The sequence below is a fragment of the Clostridium sp. LIBA-8553 genome, from assembly GCF_057782465.1.
In genome coordinates this window covers 2,573,092-2,592,674 of sequence record NZ_CM173489.1, presented here as the reverse complement: position 1 = coordinate 2,592,674, position 19,583 = coordinate 2,573,092, and the positions used below count along the sequence as shown (strand labels likewise).

Annotated in this window: 19 protein-coding genes; 18 read left to right on the top strand and 1 reads right to left on the bottom strand. The window is 29.6% G+C overall.

Going from position 1 to position 19,583, the window contains the following annotated elements; all coding sequences use genetic code 11:
* Positions 1 to 75 precede the first annotated feature (75 nt).
* The 16 genes from AC2JAQ_RS11565 (at position 76) to AC2JAQ_RS11490 (ending at position 15,477) form a co-directional block, all read left to right on the top strand.
* A complete protein-coding gene (locus tag AC2JAQ_RS11565) occupies positions 76 to 2,298 on the top strand; it encodes a stage V sporulation protein D (RefSeq protein ID WP_488456583.1) in 2,223 nt (740 codons plus the stop codon).
* Between the two features lie 94 nt (positions 2,299 to 2,392).
* Positions 2,393 to 3,847, top strand: coding sequence for a UDP-N-acetylmuramoyl-L-alanyl-D-glutamate--2,6-diaminopimelate ligase (locus AC2JAQ_RS11560; RefSeq protein ID WP_488456582.1), 1,455 nt, complete (start codon positions 2,393 to 2,395; stop codon positions 3,845 to 3,847).
* Between the two features lie 12 nt (positions 3,848 to 3,859).
* Positions 3,860 to 5,221: a UDP-N-acetylmuramoyl-tripeptide--D-alanyl-D-alanine ligase gene (locus AC2JAQ_RS11555; protein WP_488456581.1), complete on the top strand. Its 1,362-nt coding sequence runs from the start codon at positions 3,860 to 3,862 to the stop codon at positions 5,219 to 5,221.
* A gap of 49 nt (positions 5,222 to 5,270) precedes the next feature.
* Entirely contained in the window at positions 5,271 to 6,242 is a 972-nt protein-coding gene (mraY, locus tag AC2JAQ_RS11550) for a phospho-N-acetylmuramoyl-pentapeptide-transferase (RefSeq protein ID WP_488456580.1), read from the top strand.
* A gap of 26 nt (positions 6,243 to 6,268) precedes the next feature.
* The gene (gene spoVE / locus AC2JAQ_RS11545; RefSeq protein WP_488456579.1) at positions 6,269 to 7,390 is read left to right on the top strand and encodes a stage V sporulation protein E; all 1,122 of its coding nucleotides are present in this window, start codon (positions 6,269 to 6,271) and stop codon (positions 7,388 to 7,390) included.
* Positions 7,391 to 7,559: 169 nt separating this feature from the next.
* Positions 7,560 to 8,306 (top strand): cell division protein FtsQ/DivIB, encoded by a 747-nt coding sequence (locus tag AC2JAQ_RS11540; RefSeq protein ID WP_488456578.1) that lies wholly within the window; start codon positions 7,560 to 7,562, stop codon positions 8,304 to 8,306.
* A gap of 13 nt (positions 8,307 to 8,319) precedes the next feature.
* The gene (locus AC2JAQ_RS11535) at positions 8,320 to 9,036 is read left to right on the top strand and encodes a DUF881 domain-containing protein (protein WP_488456577.1); all 717 of its coding nucleotides are present in this window, start codon (positions 8,320 to 8,322) and stop codon (positions 9,034 to 9,036) included.
* Positions 9,037 to 9,048: 12 nt separating this feature from the next.
* Positions 9,049 to 9,387, top strand: a complete 339-nt coding sequence (locus tag AC2JAQ_RS11530; protein WP_488456576.1) for a small basic family protein — start codon at positions 9,049 to 9,051, stop codon at positions 9,385 to 9,387.
* A 12-nt stretch (positions 9,388 to 9,399) separates the two neighbouring features.
* A complete protein-coding gene (locus tag AC2JAQ_RS11525; RefSeq protein WP_488456575.1) occupies positions 9,400 to 10,131 on the top strand; it encodes a DUF881 domain-containing protein in 732 nt (243 codons plus the stop codon).
* 97 nt (positions 10,132 to 10,228) lie between these two features.
* Entirely contained in the window at positions 10,229 to 10,888 is a 660-nt protein-coding gene (locus AC2JAQ_RS11520; RefSeq protein WP_488456574.1) for a YggS family pyridoxal phosphate-dependent enzyme, read from the top strand.
* An 18-nt stretch (positions 10,889 to 10,906) separates the two neighbouring features.
* Entirely contained in the window at positions 10,907 to 11,356 is a 450-nt protein-coding gene (locus AC2JAQ_RS11515) for a cell division protein SepF (protein ID WP_423237669.1), read from the top strand.
* 1 nt (position 11,357) lies between these two features.
* A complete protein-coding gene (locus AC2JAQ_RS11510) occupies positions 11,358 to 12,119 on the top strand; it encodes a YlmH family RNA-binding protein (protein ID WP_488456573.1) in 762 nt (253 codons plus the stop codon).
* A gap of 12 nt (positions 12,120 to 12,131) precedes the next feature.
* A complete protein-coding gene (locus AC2JAQ_RS11505; RefSeq protein WP_423237666.1) occupies positions 12,132 to 12,737 on the top strand; it encodes a DivIVA domain-containing protein in 606 nt (201 codons plus the stop codon).
* Positions 12,738 to 12,871: 134 nt separating this feature from the next.
* A complete protein-coding gene (locus tag AC2JAQ_RS11500; RefSeq protein WP_488456572.1) occupies positions 12,872 to 13,792 on the top strand; it encodes an RluA family pseudouridine synthase in 921 nt (306 codons plus the stop codon).
* A 3-nt stretch (positions 13,793 to 13,795) separates the two neighbouring features.
* Positions 13,796 to 14,338 carry a bifunctional pyr operon transcriptional regulator/uracil phosphoribosyltransferase PyrR gene (pyrR, locus tag AC2JAQ_RS11495; protein ID WP_488456571.1) on the top strand — a complete coding sequence of 181 codons (543 nt, stop codon included), beginning with the start codon at positions 13,796 to 13,798 and terminating at the stop codon, positions 14,336 to 14,338.
* A gap of 11 nt (positions 14,339 to 14,349) precedes the next feature.
* Positions 14,350 to 15,477 carry a THUMP domain-containing class I SAM-dependent RNA methyltransferase gene (locus AC2JAQ_RS11490; protein ID WP_488456570.1) on the top strand — a complete coding sequence of 376 codons (1,128 nt, stop codon included), beginning with the start codon at positions 14,350 to 14,352 and terminating at the stop codon, positions 15,475 to 15,477.
* A gap of 396 nt (positions 15,478 to 15,873) precedes the next feature.
* On the opposite strand, the gene AC2JAQ_RS11485 is transcribed toward AC2JAQ_RS11490, so the two are convergent.
* Entirely contained in the window at positions 15,874 to 17,601 is a 1,728-nt protein-coding gene (locus AC2JAQ_RS11485; RefSeq protein WP_488456569.1) for an Rqc2 family fibronectin-binding protein, read from the bottom strand.
* 92 nt (positions 17,602 to 17,693) lie between these two features.
* On the opposite strand from AC2JAQ_RS11485, the gene dapF reads away from it, so the two are divergent.
* Both dapF and AC2JAQ_RS11475 read left to right on the top strand, forming a co-directional pair.
* Complete coding sequence (gene dapF, locus AC2JAQ_RS11480) at positions 17,694 to 18,512, top strand: diaminopimelate epimerase (protein WP_488456568.1); 819 nt, start codon at positions 17,694 to 17,696, stop codon at positions 18,510 to 18,512.
* 16 nt (positions 18,513 to 18,528) lie between these two features.
* Positions 18,529 to 19,560 (top strand): NHL repeat-containing protein, encoded by a 1,032-nt coding sequence (locus tag AC2JAQ_RS11475; RefSeq protein ID WP_488456567.1) that lies wholly within the window; start codon positions 18,529 to 18,531, stop codon positions 19,558 to 19,560.
* The last annotated feature ends 23 nt before the right edge of the window (positions 19,561 to 19,583 follow it).

Below are 19,583 nucleotides of genomic sequence, written 5' to 3'. Positions count from 1 at the left end.
ATAAATCTATTAGCCTAAAGGTAAGTTTTTTTGGATTTGAGGCTCATTTATTTGACTTAATATGGAGGGCTAAGGGTGAAAAATAAAAAGAAGAACAAAGGATTTAAAGATTATAAAATAACGAAGTCGCTTAGAAATGAAAGATCTTATTGGGTCATGTTAGTTATATGGGGATTATTAGCAGTCTTAGTATTAAGATTATCATATATAATGATTTTTAAGCATAAAGAATATGGTACCATGGCTGAAGAACAGTGGAAAAATGAAGTGAAAATAGATGCTAAAAGAGGGGATATCTTAGATAGAAATGGAGGTCAATTAGCCGTTAGTGCTAATGTCTACAGAGTAGATTTAGACCTTAAAACTTTAAGAGACTCCACATTTAAAAAAGATGATACAGATGATGAGAAGAAAGCAAAGCTTAACAAAATAGCAGAAGACTTAGGAACTGCTTTAGATATGCCTAAAGAAGAGGTATATGATAAATTAAATACAACTTTACCATCAGGGGTGCCAGCAACATCAGCGACCTTAGTTAGAAAAATAGAAAAGGATAAGGCTGATAAAGTTAAGGCTTTAAAAATAAGAGGAGTAATAGTTTCTCAAGATACAAAAAGATATTATCCAGACAATAATTTTTTAGCTCAAGTTTTAGGAAGAGTTGATCAAGACGGAGTTGGTCAAGGTGGTATTGAGCGTGAATACAATGCAGAATTATCAGGTCTTCCAGGAATGAGAATATCAGAAGTTGCAAGAAATAGTAGTGGAATCCCTTATTCAAATTCTGAATTTGCAGATCCTGTAGATGGAAAAGATGTTACATTAACTATTGATGAAACCATACAATATTTTGCTGAAAAAGTTGCAGAAAAGGGTATGAAAGAATATCAAGCACAAGGTGTTAGTATAATAGTTATGAATCCTCAAAATGGAGAAGTCTTAGCTATGGCTAATAAACCAGATTATAATCCTAATAGTCCTTATGAAGGATATGAAAATTTCCCGGGTGATAATAAAACACAAAAGACGGAGAATATGTGGAAAAACTCTGCTGTGTCAAATACATTTGAGCCAGGGTCTATATTTAAGATGGTAACTTCATCAGCAGCAGTACAAGAAGGAATAGCTGGTGGAGATGAAACTTATTATTGTCCAGGAGGAAAAAATGTTTCAGGGACTTATATAGGTTGTTGGAAACATGATGGACATGGAGTTGAAACATTTGACCAAATATTAGAGAATTCTTGTAACGTTGGATTTATGGATATAGGACAAAAGCTTGGAAAAGAAAAATTAAATGAGTATATACAAAAATTTGGTTTTGGAAAAGCAACAGGAATAGACTTGCCAGGTGAAACATCAGGAATAGTACTCCCTAACGATAAAATAGGACCAGTAGAACTTGCTACAATATCTTTTGGACAAACAGATAGTGCAAGTGGTATTCAAATGATGGCTGCTATGAACACTATAGCTAATGGGGGAACATGGATCCAACCTCATGTTATGAAGGAAATAAGTCATGAAGATAAAGATGGAACAAGGGTTTTAGATGAAACTTTTGAGCCTAAAAAGGTTGAAAATGTAATAGATCAAAAAACATCTAAAAGAGTAGCTGAGGCTCTAGAAAGAACAGTACATTATGGTTCGCCTAAAAGAGCATATATAGAAGGCTATGGAATAGCTGGTAAAACTGGTACAGCTGAAAAAGTTAAAGAAGGCGGTGGGTATGGTGCAGGATATGTAGCATCATTTGCGGGATTTGCTCCATATGATAATCCTCAAATTTCAGTTTTGATATCAGTTGATAATCCAAAGGGAGAATATTTTGGAGGGTTAGTAGCGGCGCCATTAGCACATGATTTATTTAGTGAAATATTTAATTATATGCAATTAGATACTTCAAATATAGATAAAAATAAAGCTAAAGAAGTAGTTATACCAGAAGTAAGAGGTATGAGTTTAGATAAAGCTAAGGCTGTTTTAGACCAAAATAATATAAAATACTCCATAGAAGATGGCGGAAATTCTATAGTGGATATGAATCCTAAACCAGGATACACAATAAAAGAAGGAAGTGAAATTAAACTTTACACTAAAACTACTTCAAACTATAATAAAGATGTTGTAGTGCCAGATTTTAATGGCCTTTCAATGGAACAAACTAAAGAAATTCTTGATAAAATTGGTTTGAAAGGTACATTTGAAGGAGAAGGAAATGTAAAAGAGCAAAGTATAGCTCAAGGTGATGTAGTAAAAAGTGGTTCAACAATACAGTTTAAATTAGCTAAGAAGTAATGATAGTTAAAAAACTAGCATGTGAGTAATTCACATGCTAGTATTTTGTGAATTTAACGCTTGTTTAGTGCATAGTATTTAAGGAGTGAAAAAAATGATTCTTAAAAGTTTATTAAATGGCTTAGATTATGAAGTTATAAAAGGTAATGAAGAGTCAAAAATACAAAACATAAGATATGATAACAGAAAGATAGAGCAGGGAGATATCTTTGTTTGTGTAAAAGGGTTTAAAGTAGATGGACATTCATTTATAGGTGATGCTGTTAAGAAGGGAGCTAAGGCAATAATAGTTCAGGAAGACGTAAGTGTTCCAGAAGATATAACAATAATAAAAGTTAAAGATACTAGAAAAGCTCTTGCATTAATGTCTTCAAATTATTTTGGAAATCCAAAAGACAAATTAAAGATAATAGGAATAACAGGAACTAACGGAAAAACAACTTCTGCTTTTATGATTAAATCAATTTTAGAAAAAGCAGGCTATAAAACAGGTTTAATTGGAACTATAGCAAATTATATAGGAAATAAGAAAGTTGATGCTGTTAGAACAACACCAGAATCTTATGAGCTTCATGAATTATTTAAAAATATGGTTGAAGCTGGAGTAGAATATTGCGTTATGGAGGTTTCATCTCATTCTCTAGATTTAGATAGGGTATATGGGGTTCAATTTGTAGAAGGAATCTTTACAAATCTAACTAGAGATCATTTAGATTTTCATAAAACCTTTGAAAACTATTATAATGCTAAATTTAAACTTTTTGAAAGAAGTAATCATAGTATCATAAACTTAGATGATCCATATGGTACTAACATAGTGGAAGATATAGAAAAAAGAGGAGTAAAGACAAAGGTTTCTACTTTCTCAGTTGAAAAAGATTCAGATTTTAAAGCTTTTGAGATTAAAAGCCACTCAAATGGTTCAGAATTTAAGGTGAAATTAGATAAAATAGAAGAATTTTCTATAAATATTCCTGGAGAATATAATATATACAATTCATTAGGTTGTATAATATGTGCATATAACTTAAATATTCCGGTAGAAAAAATCAAGGAAGGATTAAGTGATATTGTAATACCAGGAAGATGTGAGTTAGTTGCAAAAGAGAAAAATTTACCTTATAGCATAATAATAGATTATGCACACACACCAGATGGATTAGAAAATATTTTAAGTACAGTAAAAGCCTTTACTAAGAATAGAATGATTTCTGTATTTGGTTGTGGTGGGGATAGAGATAAAGTTAAGCGTCCTCAAATGGGTGAGATAGGTTGTAAACTATCAGATGTTGTAATAATTACTTCTGATAACCCAAGAAGTGAAGAACCTATGGATATAATAAATGACATAGTAAAGCCACTTAAGTATGATAACTTTGAAATTGAAGTTAACAGAAAAGAAGCTATAAGAAAAGCTATGAATATGGCTTTAGAGGGTGATGTTATAGTTATAGCTGGTAAAGGTCATGAGACTTATCAAATACTAAAAGATGAAACAATACACTTTGATGAAAGAGAAGTTGTATATGATATTTTAGAAGGCAAGTAGAGGTGTTAAAGAATGCTAGAATTAAATTTACAAGAGATTGTAAAAGCCACTAAAGGAACTTTATTAAAAGAAGCTGATGTAAAAGAAATAAAGGCAGTATCAACAGATACAAGAAAAATAGAAGAAGGAACTTTATTTATTGCATTAAAGGGTGAAAATTTCAATGGGAACAACTATGTCTTAGATGCTTTCAATAAAGGGGCCAAGATTGCTATAGTTGATGAAGTTAAATGTGATATAAATGAGCTAAAAGATGGAGTTTCTTTAATTAAGGTTGAAAATACAAGAAGAGCCTTAATGGATTTAGCTAAATTTTATAGAGAAAAATTAGGATTAAAAGTTGTTGGAATAACTGGATCAGCAGGAAAAACATCTACTAAAGATTTAGTTGCTGCTGTTTTAAGTGATAAATACAAAGTATTTAAAACAAAGGGAAATTTCAATAATGAAATAGGATTACCTCTTATGATTTTAGAGCTAGATAGTACATATGATGTAGCTATTCTAGAAATGGGAATGAGAGGTCTTGGTCAAATTAGAGAACTTGCAGAAATTGCATCCCCTGATTTAGGTATTATAACTAATATAGGAATTTCTCACATAGAAATATTAAAGACTAGAGAAAACATATTAAAAGCTAAAATGGAAATAACAACTTTCTTTGATAAGAATAATACTCTTGTTGTTTGTGGTAATGATGATTTTCTAGGGGCTTTACCTAAGGCAGAGTATAAAATAGTTAAAACTGGAGTTGGAGAAGATTTTGAAATAGGAGCTAAAAATATAGCTCTAGAAGAACTTTCATCTACTTTTACAGTATATGATGGAGAAAAAGAAGAAGAGTTTTCTTTAGACATGCCAGGGAAACATAATATAAGTAACCTTATGCTAGGAATTGCTATAGCAAAAGAGTTAGGTCTTTCATTTGAAGAAATGAAGAGAGGATTAAACAATATTGAGGCAACATCAATGAGATTAGAACTTATTAAAAAAGATGAGTTTTCAATATTAAATGATTGCTATAACTCTAGTCCAGTGGCTGTTAAATCTTCTATAGATGTTATGAAGAATATAGAAGGAAAAAGAAGAATAGCAGTTTTAGGAACTATGAAGGAACTAGGACATAAATCAGAAGAAGCTCATGAAGAGATAGGTAAGTATGCAAAGGAAAATGGAATAGATAAAATACTTTGCTGTGGAGAGTTCTCAGAAAACATTAAAAATGGATATGGAGAAGAATGTACTGTATATCCAAATAAAGAAGCATTAATAAGTACTTTACTTAATATAATATGCGAAGGGGATATTATATTAGTTAAGGCATCAAGAAGTTTAAAATTTGAAGAAATAACTAAAGCATTATTAGAGAAGTAAATTGAACTAAGGAGGTGAAGCTGCTTACTAGCTTAAGTAGCAGAATTTTATGGAAATTTTAAAGTCAGTGATAGATCCCAAGATAGTAATGGCGATAGTGATAAGTTTTATAGTAGCATCAATATTAGGACCTATTATAATTCCACTACTACATAAACTAAAATTTGGACAAAACATTAGAGCAGAGGGACCAAAGAGTCATTTAAAAAAAGCTGGAACACCAACTATAGGTGGACTAATATTTATATTTGCAACTATTATAACAATGTTTATTATGGTTGGGAATCCAACAGATGAAGCAATGGTAGCTTTATATGCATTTGTAGGATTTGGTTTTGTAGGATTCTTAGATGACTTATTAAAGATAATTAAGAAGAAAAATGAAGGATTAACATCAGGACAAAAAATGATTTTACTATTAATCGTATCAGGATTTTTAACTTGGTATGCTTATAAATATATAGGAACTAGCATTAATATACCATTCTTAGATGGTCAATTTAACTTAGGATTATTCTATATACCTTTTGTAATGTTCTACTTTGCAGGGGTAACAAATGCAGTAAACTTAACAGATGGATTAGATGGATTAGCTACATCAGTTACTGTTTTAGTAACAACATTTTTAGGAATAGTTAGTTATAATTTAGGACACATAAGTTTAGCAATATTCTGCGTTGCTTTAGCTGGTGCATTACTTGCATTCTTAAGATTTAATGCATTTCCAGCTAGAGTATTTATGGGAGATACAGGTTCTCTTGCTTTAGGAGGAGCTGTAGCAATGGTAGCTTTAATATTAAAAATGCCTTTAATACTAGTGTTCATAGGAATTATCTATGTAATAGAAACACTTTCTGTTATATTACAGGTTACTTCATTCAAACTTACGGGTAAAAGAATATTCAAAATGGCTCCAATACATCACCATTTTGAACAATTAGGTTGGAGTGAAACAAAGATAGTTTCTGTATTCTCTATAATAACAGTAGTATTTTGCTTCATTGCTTTTGCTTCACTTTAGAAAATTCCTAAATAGGAGGTTTTTAAATGAAGAAAAAAAAGACTACTAAATCTAGATATGGTCAAATTGACTTAGGTCTTTTATACACAATAGTAATATTACTTGCTATTGGGGTAATTATGGTTTATAGTGCAAGTTCATATTTTGCTATGGTTAATGAAGGGGATAGTATGGCTTATTTAAAGAAGCAAGGACTTTTTGCTATTCTTGGGTTAATAGCTATGTTTATAATAGCAAACTTTGATTACCATAAGCTTAAAAAACTTACAGTTCCATTAATCATAGTAACACCTATATTATTAGTGGCTGTTTATGCTTTTGCACCGGTAAAGGGAGCTCAAAGATGGATAAGATTAGGGCCACTATCTTTCCAGCCATCGGAGCTTGCTAAGTATGCAGTAGTTATAATACTTGCTTATATGATTACCAATAAGGGGGAGCAGATTAAGGAGTTTTGGAAGGGAATAGTTCCATGTTTCTTAGTCGGAGGATTCTTTGCTGCTCTTATACTTGCACAAAAGAACCTTAGTATAGCTGCTGTAACAGGTTTTGTTACTTTCATAATGGTTTTTGTGGCTGGAGCAAGAAAAAGATTTATGTTTGGTGTAATAGCACCAGGAATGGTTGTAGCAGGACTATTCTTTGCATTAATAGAGCCATATAGAGTAGCCAGAATGATGAACTTTATAAATCCTTGGAAAGATCCAGCTGGTGATGGATATCAGCTTATTCAATCTTTCTATGCTCTAGGAGCAGGTGGAGTTACTGGTCTTGGAATAGGTCAATCTAGACAGAAGACTCTATACATGCCAGAGCCACATAATGACTTTATATTCTCAATAATAGGAGAAGAATTAGGGTTAATAGGCTGTACAGTAGTAATTATACTATTTGTTATATTTGTTTATAGAGGAATAAAAATAGCTATGAGTGCTAAAGATGAATACGGAACTTTATTAGCTGTAGGTATTACTTCAATTATAGGAGTTCAGGCTATAATTAATATTGCCGTTGTAACAGGATCAATGCCAGTTACTGGTGTTCCCCTTCCATTTATAAGTTATGGAGGAACCGCCTTAGTATTTAACCTGATGGCTATGGGAATTCTACTTAATATATCAAGACAAGGAAATAAAAATATTGATTAAAGGCGTTTTGTACGCCTTTATTTTTTTATAAAAACAAAGGGAAAATATGTGGAATTTCTTGCAGTAATGTTTTTATTATTATTAAGATTTTCTTAAAAAATTAATGAAAAAAATCTAGTAAAATGATATTATTGATATTGAAATGCAAAATAAAGTATTAAGGAGAATTATGGATACGAATATAAATGATTATATATTAAAAAAGAAAAGAAAAAAGGTTAGAAAAAAGGTTATATTAATTAGTATAATACTCATTGTTGTATTAGGTTTAATTCTAATAAAAACACCTTATTTTAATATAAAAAAGGTTAATATAAACAACAATAATGTTATAACTAAAGAAAAGGTAATACAAGAAAATGATATTTTAAATCAAAATATATTTTTACTTAATACATCAGCTTTAAAAGAGAAAATATTAAGTAATCCATATATAAAAGATGTTAAGCTATCAAGAAAACTTCCAGATCAATTAACAATAAACGTAGAAGAAAGAAATGCAACTTTTATCGTAAATGATGGTGCAGATTTCTATGTTTTAAATGAAAATCTAGTCATAATGGAAAAGAAGAACTCTACAGAGGGATTACAATTGCCTATGCTAACTGGGTTAAATGTGGAAAATAGATTCTTAGGAGAGCCTATGAGCACTGATAAAGAAAAGGTGGAAGTTTTAAAGCAAATAGGAGAAGCTTTAAATAAAGGCAAAGTAAAAGTTAACTCTATAGATGTATCCAACCTTAATAATATTGTTATAAATAAAGGAGAGGTGCAAATACTACTAGGAGGAACTGATGGCTTAGAGGAAAAATTAAATAAGATGATTAATATACTAAACGATCCAGTAGGAAATTTTGAAAAAGGTTATATAAACATAAGCTTTAATGGGAATCCTGTAATATACAAAGAAAATTAAGGAGGAGTGCTTTTTGAAAAAGTTGTCTTCACAAATTATCATTGGAATAGTTTGTGCTTTGTTAGGTTTTTTATTAACTTATCAATTTAAAATGATAAATAATAAAGAAAAAAATATAATAGAAAATTATAATCAAAATGACATAATGGCTGAAATAGATGGACTTAAAAAAGAAAAAGAAGAACTTCAAAAAAACAATGACTCTTTAAATAAAAGATTAAAAGAGATGGAGGAAGCAGCTACATCTAAAGGAGATGTAAATAATAAAATAAAAGAACAATTAGATGAAAGTAGAATGATATTAGGAACTGAAGAGGTTACGGGGCCTGGAATAATTTTATCAATAACACCGAAGTCACCATTACTTACTTCAAAGGATCCTCAATATATAAGTGAAAATGAGATTGTTCATATATTAAACTTATTAGATTTTTCAGGAGCAGAAGCTATTTCAGTTAATGATATTAGAATAACTCCTCAAACAGGAATAAAAAATGCAAGTAATTTTATTTGGATAGGAAATAATGAAAGAATTTCTCCAAGAGAGAGTTTAACAATAAAGGTTATTGGAAACCAAGATAACATAATAAAAGGAATTGATTTTCCAGGAGAAATGGACTATGGGGTATTAGGCGGTAATTATGATTATAAATATGAGAAGAAGGATTCAATTACAATACCTAAAACTACTCAAAACCTATCTTCTGAGTATTTAAAAAAGGTTGATTAGGAAGGTGATTGAATGATAGTATTTATTGGGCTTTTAGTAGGTATAATAATAGGAGTTATATTTCCAGGAAGCATACCTGATAAATTTTCACCATATTTATCTATAGCAATAGTTGCCTGTTTAGATTCTGTGTTTGGGGCTGTAAAAGCTAGTTTGAAAAAAGAGTTTCAAGCAGATGTTTTTATATCAGGTTTTTTTGGAAATGCGGCTTTAGCGGCTTTATTAGCATACCTAGGAGATAAATTAGGAATACCATTATATTTTGCAGCCGTTATTGTTTTTGGTAGTAGAATATTTAATAACTTTGCAGCTATAAGAAGGATATTATTAGAGAAAAGTAAAGAACGATAAAGAGGTGGGGCTTTGAAAAATAGAGAATTTACTATTTTTATATTTATAGCTTCCGTTATAGTAGGACTTTTAATATCTATGAATATAAGTTTTGGTGATACAGAGACTACAAAGGTATTAAATGCTAAAGAATATCAGGATGCTTATAATAAACGAAACAATCTTTATAATGAAATATCAAAGTTAAAAGAGAGTAATAGAGAATTACAAAAGAAAATAAATAATTATTCTAAACATGATGAAGATAGCAATAAGATTTCTGATGATATGATAGAGGAATTAAATAATAATTTAATGCTTGCAGGTTTAACAGATGTTAAAGGATCAGGCTTGAAAATCGTTTTGGAAGATGGTGGAGAAGCATTTAATGGAGAAGTAGTTGATGACTTTATGAGGCTTTTAAGAACCATACATGACGATGATATGATAAAGGTAATAAATGAACTAAAAGCTGCAGGAGCAGAAGCAATATCTATAAACAATCAAAGAATCATATATAATACAGAAATATACTGTGGAGGACAGTTTTTAAGAATGAATGGTGTTAAAATACCAGCTCCATTTTATGTTAATGTTATAGGTGATCCAGAAAAATTAGAAAATCAAATTATGAGAGATGGAAGTTACATTAAGACTCTTATGAATAGAGGGATAAAGGTTCAAATAACAAAAAGTGATGATATTACCATGCCAGCATATATAAGTGATATGAATCCTAAATATATGAAATCTAAGGGGAAATAATAATTACATTTTGTAAAAAAATTGTACAAAAAAGAAGGATTTTCTATTCCTATAGAGAAGAATATAATGTAATATATAATTAAAGGAGACAGTAAAAGTGGATATTAAAGAAAAATTAATAAAAATTACAGAAAAAATTCCAGACAACGTTCAACTTATTGCTGTATCTAAAACAAGAACTATTGAAGAGATGGAAGAAGCCTATGAATTTGGTATTCGAAAATTTGGTGAAAATAAAGTTCAAGAAATATTGAAGAAATTTGATGATTTTCATCAAGATGTAGAATGGCATTTAATAGGACATCTTCAAACTAATAAGGTGAAATATATAGTTGATAAAGTCCATCTTATACAATCATTAGATAGTGTGAAATTATTAAAAGAAATAGAAAAAGTATATGGTAAACATAATAAAACTGCCAATACTTTAATTCAAGTTAACATAGGAAGAGAAGAACAGAAATATGGTATCTTGGAAGAAGAGTTAGATGAACTTATAGAGGCTATTGAAGCCTGCAATAATGTTAATGTTTTAGGTATTATGACTATAATTCCAAAGGGAACAAAAGAAGAGTGTAGAAATTATTTCAATAAGACACATAAGCTTTTTTGTGACTTAAAAGAAAGAAATTTCAAAAATATAAAAATGAATATACTTTCAATGGGAATGTCAGGTGACTTTGAGATTGCTATTGAAGAAGGAAGTAATATGGTTAGAATTGGCCAAGGAATTTTTGGCGAAAGAATATATAAATAAGATTAGGAGGATATGAGTATGTCTAAAATGGTTAATAAAATGAAGAGTTTTTTAGGGTTTGATGAATTTGAAGATGAAGATGAAGTAATGGAAGAAGAAGAGGTAATGGAAGAAGAAGAAACTTTTGCTCCAGTATTATCTTCTAAGAAAAATGGTAAGGTTGTAAATATTCACACAGCTAATACAGCTAAATTAATGATAACTAAACCATTAGTTTATGATGATGCAACTGAAATATGTACTGCATTAAAAAATAGAAAAATAGTTGTTATAAACACAACTTCATTAGAGCTTAGAACAGCTCAAAGATTAATAGACTTCGTTGGTGGAGCTTGCTATGCATTATGTGGAGAACTTCAAGAGGTTGAAAAAGGAGTATTTATAGTATCACCTTCAAACGTTGAAGTAAGTAACGAATTAAAGAGTGAGTTAAGCAATAAAGGAATGTTCAACTGGGCTTCAAAATAATATGAATAAAAAAGATTTTATAAATTTATTAAATTTAGAAGAGTTTGAAGCATTAAAACTTTTCGAAAGATTTAATTTAGCTAGGACAAAAAATATTTCAGTATTTACTGATGAGTTTTATACTCCAGATGTATGGAGCACTCTTCAAGAAATGAATTTCTTTGATGTAAATGTTGAGAGTTTTGGATTTTTTGAGGATGGGGAAAGAAGGGTTATTGCCTTCAATAAAGAAGAATATGACGAGTTTCCAATAAGTCTTTTAAAGATTCAATGTAATACTAAGTTTTCAAAATTAGAGCACAAAGACTATTTAGGATCTATTATGGCTTTAGGCATAAATAGAAATAAAATAGGTGATTTAATTTTAAGAGAAGATGGCTGCTATGTTGCTGTTCATCACAGTATAATTGACTTTTTAATTAATAATTTAAATAAGATAAGAAATCTTAATTGTAAATGTGAAATAATTTATGATTTGGATGAGATACCTAAACCTAGCTATGAAGAAAAAAATGTAATAGTAACTTCTAAGAGGTTAGATTGTATAGTTGCAGCCTTGGGGAACATATCAAGAAGTAAAGCCTTAGATGCTATAAACTCTGGAAGTGTTCTTCTAGACTATAGGACAACAAAAGATAAGAGCAAAGAAGTTTCAGAAGATTCAAGACTTACCATAAGAGGAATTGGAAAGTTTAAGATAAGTAACATTTTTGGGACAACGAAGAGTGGTAGATTAAAATTGACAGTATTTAAGTATACATAGGAGTGTGATTATATGAAATTGACCCCAATGGATATTAACAACAAGGAGTTCAAAAGGGTTTTAAGAGGTTATTGTCCAGAGGAAGTAGATGAATTCTTAGACCAAATAGTCGAAGAATATGAGGCTCTTTTTAAAGAAAACACTTCATTAAAAGAGAAGCTTGAAAATTCTAACGATAAAATAGAGCATTATAGTAAAATTGAGAATACAATTCAAAACACTTTATTATTAGCTCAAAACACAGCTGAGCAAGCAAAAGCTAATGCTCAAAAAGAAGCTGATGTAATAATCAAGAGTGCTAATGATACAGCTCAAAGAATATTAGATAAGGCTCATAACGATGTTATACAAATCAATGATGAGTATGATAGAGTTAAGCAAGAGTTTACAAAGTTCAGAGCTAAGTTTAGAAGTTTTATGAACTTCCAGATAGATACTTTTGATGATTTAGAGAAAGATTTCGTAAAGAACTTTAATATAACTAAGCCAGAAGATGAAGAAGAGCAAGGAATAAAAGTTGACTTTGAAGAAGAGAAGACTGAACTTAAAGACATCTATGAAGAAGAAACACATTTTGATGATGTAAATGAAATTAAGAGTTTCTTTGCTGAAGACTAGTTATTAGAAAATCTCACTTTAATTAAGGTGAGATTTTTCTTTTTGCTTAATTACTTGTTGAAATTTAATATGTTATTATATAATATTTAAGATATAGCTTTAAATATTTACTTTAGAATGGAGCAAATAAAACTATGAGTTTAAATAAAGAAGTGATAAAAATAACGGAAGAAGAAAAAGGCATAAGAGCTGATAAATTTTTAGCTTCAAAAATAGATGGAGTTTCAAGAAACTTTATACAAGGCCTTTTTGATGATGGAAAAGTTTTAATTAACGGAAAAGTTGAAAAAGGAAAATATAAGCTTTCAGCTAATGATGTTATAGAATTAGAAATACCGGAACCAGAGGAATTAAAAGTTGAAGCAGAGGATATACCTTTAAATATAGTTTATGAAGACAAAGATATAATAGTGGTAAATAAACCAAAGGGAATGGTAGTTCATCCAGCACCAGGTAATTATACTGGGACTTTAGTTAATGCATTACTACATCATTGTGATGATTTATCTGGCATAAATGGAGTTATAAGACCTGGAATAGTACACAGAATAGATAAAGACACTTCTGGAATATTAGTTATTGCTAAGAATGATAATGCTCACCAAAAGTTAGCTGAGCAATTTAAAGATCACAGTATAAAAAGAGAATATTATGCTATTGTTGAGGGAAGATTTAAAAAAGAAGGTGGCACAATAGATGCGCCTTTAGGAAGACATCATAGGGATAGATTAAAATATGCTGTGGTTAAAGAGGGAAAAAGGGCAGTAACTCATTATGAAGTTCTTAAAGTATTTAATTCATGTTCACTTGTTAAATGTACATTAGAAACAGGAAGAACTCATCAAATAAGAGTTCATATGGCATTTATAGGTCATCCATTACTTGGAGATACTGTTTATGGATTAAAGAAACAAAAGAAGTTAAGTCAAGAAGGGCAAGTTCTTCATGCTAAAACATTAGGATTTATTCATCCAACTACTGGTGAATATGTAGAGTTTGATTCACAATTACCAGAGTACTTTGAAAAAATTATAGAAAAATTAGGGGGTTGCTAAAATATGCATCTTAAGGCAAGTTTATTAGATGAAAATGCTATAAGAAGAGCACTTACAAGAGTTTCACATGAAATAATAGAAAAAAATAAGGGTGTAGATAATATTGTTCTTGTTGGAATTAAAAGAAGAGGATACCCATTAGCTGAAAGAATATCAAAGTTTATAGAAAAATTTGAAGGCATAAAGGTTCCGGTTGCAAGTGTTGACATAACATTATATAGAGATGATTTAACTAATATTAGTGATAAACCAAATTTAAATGATCCTAGAATAGATATAGATATAAGAGGAAAAAAAGTTATCATAGTTGATGACGTTTTATATACTTGTAGAACAGTTAGAGCCGCTATTGATGCTATAATGGATCAAGGAAGACCAGAATTTATTCAATTAGCTGTTTTAGTAGATAGAGGACATAAGGAATTACCAATAAGAGCAGACTATGTTGGTAAAAACATACCTACATCAAAGGATGAAATAATAAAAGTTCAAATCAATGAAATTGATGGTATTGATTCAGTTGAAATATATGAAAATGAAAACTAAGGAGTAAAGCTATGGATTATAATTTAATAGCTACTGCGACTTTTGGATTAGAAGCTGTGGTTGCAAAGGAATTAAAAGAATTAGGTTATGAAGACCTAAAAACAGAAAACGGAAGAGTTCACTTTGAAGGGGACGAAATGGATATTGCCATAACAAACCTTTGGCTTAGAACTGCAGATAGAGTTTTAATAAAAGTAGCTGAATTTAAGGCTGAAAGCTTTGAAGAGTTATTTAATAAAACTGTAGAGATTGATTGGAGTCAATATATACCTGTAGATGGTAAAATGCATGTTGTTGGTAAGTCTGTTAAGTCAAAACTTTTTAGTGTTCCAGACTGTCAATCAATAGTTAAAAAAGCTGTAGTTAAGAGCATGAGTAGAAGCTACGGTCAAGAGTGGTTCTCAGAAGATGGTCCAGTTTATAAAATAGAAGTTGGACTTTTAAAGGATGTTGTTACATTAACAATAGATACATCAGGAGAAGGCTTACATAAGAGAGGATATAGAGAACACTCAGGGCAAGCACCACTTAAAGAAACTCTAGCAGCAGCTATGGTTTTATTATCAAAATGGAGAGGAGAGCAAACTCTTATAGACCCATGTTGTGGTTCTGGAACAATATTAATAGAGGCTGCTATGATAGCTAGAAATATAGCACCAGGATTACATAGAAAATTCGTTTCTGAAACTTGGCCTTCAATGGATAAGGAAATATGGGATCAAGTTAGAGAGGGAGCAGAAAAATCTATAAAGAAAATTCCTCTAGATATAACTGGTTATGATATAGATAGCTGGGTATTAAGCACAGCTAAAAATAACGTAAGGAAAGCAGGATTAACTGACTGCATAACCTTAGAAAAAAGAAACTTCTTTGATTTTTCAACTAAGAAGAAGTATGGATATATGATTACAAACCCACCATATGGTGAGAGAATAGGTGAAAAAGAAGTTGTTTCAAAACTTAATAAGCATTTCGGAGAAGTTAAAGAAAAATTAGATACTTGGGATTTTAATATCCTAACAGCATCTCCAGACTTCCAAAAAGAATTTTGTAGAAAAGCTACTAAAAACAGAAAACTTTATAATGGTAGAATTTTATGCTATTACTATCAATATCTAGATAATAATCTTAAAAAGTAATATAGAGGGTTATAATGTATTTTAAATAAAGTATATTTTAGCCTATAAATGAATTTATTATTAAAAATCAATTCATTTATAGGCTTTTTATATTATCATAGTAATTATATAGTTTTTTTAGAGATTTATTATAACTTAACAGCAAAAAAGGTCTATAGCAAGATAATTTAACAAAACTTATAAATAGTATGAAGAGAATATCTGGATGAACTTTAGAATTTAAGCTATTATGGAGAAGATTTTACGTTAATAAGCGAAGTTGTTTGACCAACGGGAGTTCTGAGCTTTAGTAAAATATTCGGAATAATAGCTATAAATTCTTAGTGAAATCCAGTAATTCTCAGAATATATTTATAAGTTTTGTTGTTAAATTTTGCTATAGACCTTAATAAGTTATTACTTTAGTTTGTCTAGAGTTATTTCTCTTGGTGAATCCATATAGACTGTTTTGTTAGTTGAGTAGATTACCATTCCAGGTTTTGAACCAGAAGGTTTCTTTACATTTTTAACTAATGTATAGTCTACAGGAATTTTAGTGCCACCTTTTCCTTTACTGTAGAAAACAGCTAGGTTGGCAGCTTCTTCTAAAGTTTTATCTGGAACATCTGAACTTTTAACAATTACATGAGAACCAGGTATATCTTTAGTATGAAGCCAAGTATCATTTTTATCAGCAAACTTTAAAGTTAAATAGTCATTTTGAATATTATTTTTACCAACATAAATATCTATTCCATCAGAAGAAACGTAGTGGTAAGGCTTAGATTGTTTTTCTTTCTTTTTGCTATTGTTATTTCTTCTAAATCTTACATAGCCAGTTTCTATAAGTTCATTTTTTATTGCATCTATATCATCATAGTTATCTGCAACTTGTATGCTTGATGAAACTGAGTTTAAGTATTTAAGTTCATCTTCATTTATAGCTAGTTGCTCTAAAGCAGATTCCTCAGCTTTTTTTAGTTTATTATATTTTTTAAAGTAAAATTGAATGTTTTCAGATGGTGTCTTATTTTCATCAAGTGGAATAGTTAGATATTCTTCATTTTCACTATAATAATTTAAAACATCAACAGATTTATCACCTTTTTTTACACTATAAATATAAGATGTTAGGAGTTCACCTTTAATCTTAAAATCTTCTTTTTTATCACATTCTTCTAAAGTCTTTTCAAGAACCTTGATCTTTTTTAAACATCTATCTATATTTGTGTTTACTAATCTTTGTATGTCTGCACTTTTAGCATGAAGTCTATCTTGTTTATCCTTATTAGCAAAGAAAGCATCTAGAAGCTCACTACTATTTTCATAAAGTTCTTTAGTGCAGTCATCTAAAATAGATAAATCTTTAAAATAGAAATCTATAATTTTTTCATTTCTATAGAATATAATATTTTGTATATCATTAAATATGTTTTTGAAGTATTCAGAGATAAAATTAAATATGTCATCAAAAACATAAGAATCACCAAACTGCTTTGTAAATAATGAATACATTTCAAAGGAGAGATTTTTGCCAACACCAGTTAATAGTTTGGAAAAAATCTTCTCATCTAGTTCATTGTTATTTTTGCTTAATGCATTTTTTAAATCCTCTTTAGAAAAGTCAAAAGGATTTAATTTTTCAGAAGCAGGAGGAAACACATAGCTTACACCAGGATAAAGAACTCTAAAGCTGTTTTTATTTGCTGTTATATGCTTTATTGATTCCATAATCTTATTATCTCTTTTTCTTACAAGAGATATATTACTATGTCTAGCCATTATTTCGATGACTAAAGTGTATACACTATCAAAGCCCAGTTCATCTTTATTTGCTATGTCTATTGAAACAATTCTATCAGTAGATTGTTGATGTATATCTATTATTCTTCCACCAGTTAAATATTTTCTTAATACCATGCAAAAAACAGGCGGTTGTAATGGATTATTCTTATTTATTGTAGTAAAATGTAATCTAGGGTATTTGGAACTAGAGGAAATTAAAAGTTTTTTATTTTCCTTTCCACGTACATTTATTATTATTTCATCCTTTTCAGGTTGATTTATTTTATCGATTCTAGAATTTATTAATGAACCTTTTAGTTCATTTATTAAGTTATATAAATAAATACCGTCTAAAGCCATTATTTTCTTTCCTTTCTAAATTGATTGAACTTACAGTTAGTATACATCTTATAATAAAAAGTATCAATAAATAGGTAATTAGAGGTGATAATATGAAGTTTTCAAAAATGCATGGGAATGGAAATGATTTTATAGTTATAGAAGATTTAAACAATGAATATGTAGGTAAAGAGGGAATAATTGCTCAAAAAATGTGCCATAGAAGATTTGGAGTTGGTGCAGATGGAATCTTAATAGTTAGAAAGAATGAAAATTGTGATATAGAGATGGTAATAATAAATTCAGATGGATCTTATGCTGCCATGTGCGGAAATGGAATAAGATGTTTTGCTAAGTATGTCTATGAAAAAGGCATAGTTAAGAAGGATGTCTTAGACGTTTTAACTGGTGATGGAGTTAAAAGAATTTTCTTAGAAGTTGAGGATGATAAGGTAAAGACTATTAATGTAAATATGGGATTTGGAGATTTTAATCCTAAGAGCATACCTGCATTATGTGATGAGGAAATAATAAAAAAAGAAGTAAGTGTAGGGAATGGAAAATATGAAATAACATCTTTACTTATGGGTGTTCCGCATACTATTATCTTTGAAGAGGAAAAATATCCTATAGAATGTGGTAAAGGTATAGAAAAGTATGAACTATTTCCTCAAGGAACAAATGTTAACTTCTGTAAGGTAATTGATAGAAACACTATGGAAGTTAGAACTTGGGAAAGAGGTGCTGGTCCAACATTAGCGTGTGGAACAGGAAACTGCGCTTCAGTTATAGCAGCTAATAAGTTAGGATTAGTAGATAATGAAGTAAAGGTAATAGTTCCAGGTGGAGAATTAAAAGTTAATATTGAAGATGATGGAATAAAAATGATAGGAGATGCATCATTTATTTGTGATGGCACATATTTATTTTAGAGAGGGAAGTAAGTAAATGAGGAAAGCTGCTGCTTTAAGTTTTTTAGTATTAGTTATTTTATCAATAACCCTTGTAGGATGTAATTTCAACAAAGGAACTAATGGAGAAAATGGTAAGGGAAAAAAGTTAGAACTTCCTGAGAATATTGTGTCTACAATTTCAGGAGAGAATGTTGAATATTACAAAATAGAAGGGGAAGCGCTAAAGAAACTTGACTTAGATGTAAAAGGTCATATGGAAGTTTATAGCAAGGAATTAGGTTTAGTTATTTATAGGGAATTTACTAGTAAGGGAACTGACTTAATAATTACAAATGGAATTAAGGAACATAAAATATCAGTAGATGGAAATATAGAAGACTTGATTATGAGTCCTGGGGGGACTAAGCTTTTATATAAATATAGTTCTGGGGATAAAATAGAATACAAGATTTTAGACTTACAAAACTTTAAGGAATTTGATTTTAATGAGAATTTAGCTATTTCTGGGGAGAATTTTAAATTCGCAAATGAAGATCAACTAGTTCTATATGGAGTAGATTTAAATGAGAAGAAAAGTGGAATATTCCTATACAATATAAAGGATGGAAGTTATACTTTAGAGAAGCAAATTGTTAAGGCTTTTATAGACTATATTGATTTAATAGAAAATCAAATTGTTTTATATACTCAAAGCAGTATTGATGGAAAGAAAGAATGTTATATATATAATTTGGATAGTAAAAAAGAGACTCTTATCTCTAATGAAGTAGGCGAGATAGAATCATCACATAAAATAGATGATATGGTATATTTTATTGGTACAAAAGGTAACGAAACAAGAAGCTTATATTCAATAAATACTATTAATAATGAGCTTCATAGATTAGTATTTGATTTCCCTAAAAATATATCTGAAAAATCAACTTTAATAGTTATTGATGGTAATATATATTTTACTGGATTTAATGACAATAAAGAAAAAAATGGATTATACATGTATAATCCAAAGGATAGAAGCATTAAGCTTATAGACAATAACAAAGGGCAGTATATTATATTAAAATAGTTAAAAGTTCTAGATTGTTAAAT

Bases quoted from the DNA above. Each gene is read 5' to 3' on its own strand.
- spoVE (WP_488456579.1), top strand. From the start codon at position 6,269: ATGAAGAAAAAAAAGACTACTAAATCTAGATATGGTCAAATTGACTTA.
- AC2JAQ_RS11490 (WP_488456570.1), top strand. From the start codon at position 14,350: ATGGATTATAATTTAATAGCTACTGCGACTTTTGGATTAGAAGCTGTG.
- AC2JAQ_RS11540 (WP_488456578.1), top strand. From the start codon at position 7,560: ATGGATACGAATATAAATGATTATATATTAAAAAAGAAAAGAAAAAAG.
- AC2JAQ_RS11510 (WP_488456573.1), top strand. From the start codon at position 11,358: ATGAATAAAAAAGATTTTATAAATTTATTAAATTTAGAAGAGTTTGAA.
- pyrR (WP_488456571.1), top strand. From the start codon at position 13,796: ATGCATCTTAAGGCAAGTTTATTAGATGAAAATGCTATAAGAAGAGCA.
- AC2JAQ_RS11485 (WP_488456569.1), bottom strand. From the start codon at position 17,601: ATGGCTTTAGACGGTATTTATTTATATAACTTAATAAATGAACTAAAA.
- mraY (WP_488456580.1), top strand. From the start codon at position 5,271: ATGGAAATTTTAAAGTCAGTGATAGATCCCAAGATAGTAATGGCGATA.
- AC2JAQ_RS11475 (WP_488456567.1), top strand. From the start codon at position 18,529: ATGAGGAAAGCTGCTGCTTTAAGTTTTTTAGTATTAGTTATTTTATCA.
- AC2JAQ_RS11560 (WP_488456582.1), top strand. From the start codon at position 2,393: ATGATTCTTAAAAGTTTATTAAATGGCTTAGATTATGAAGTTATAAAA.
- AC2JAQ_RS11530 (WP_488456576.1), top strand. From the start codon at position 9,049: ATGATAGTATTTATTGGGCTTTTAGTAGGTATAATAATAGGAGTTATA.
- dapF (WP_488456568.1), top strand. From the start codon at position 17,694: ATGAAGTTTTCAAAAATGCATGGGAATGGAAATGATTTTATAGTTATA.
- AC2JAQ_RS11500 (WP_488456572.1), top strand. From the start codon at position 12,872: ATGAGTTTAAATAAAGAAGTGATAAAAATAACGGAAGAAGAAAAAGGC.
- AC2JAQ_RS11515 (WP_423237669.1), top strand. From the start codon at position 10,907: ATGTCTAAAATGGTTAATAAAATGAAGAGTTTTTTAGGGTTTGATGAA.
- AC2JAQ_RS11555 (WP_488456581.1), top strand. From the start codon at position 3,860: ATGCTAGAATTAAATTTACAAGAGATTGTAAAAGCCACTAAAGGAACT.
- AC2JAQ_RS11505 (WP_423237666.1), top strand. From the start codon at position 12,132: ATGAAATTGACCCCAATGGATATTAACAACAAGGAGTTCAAAAGGGTT.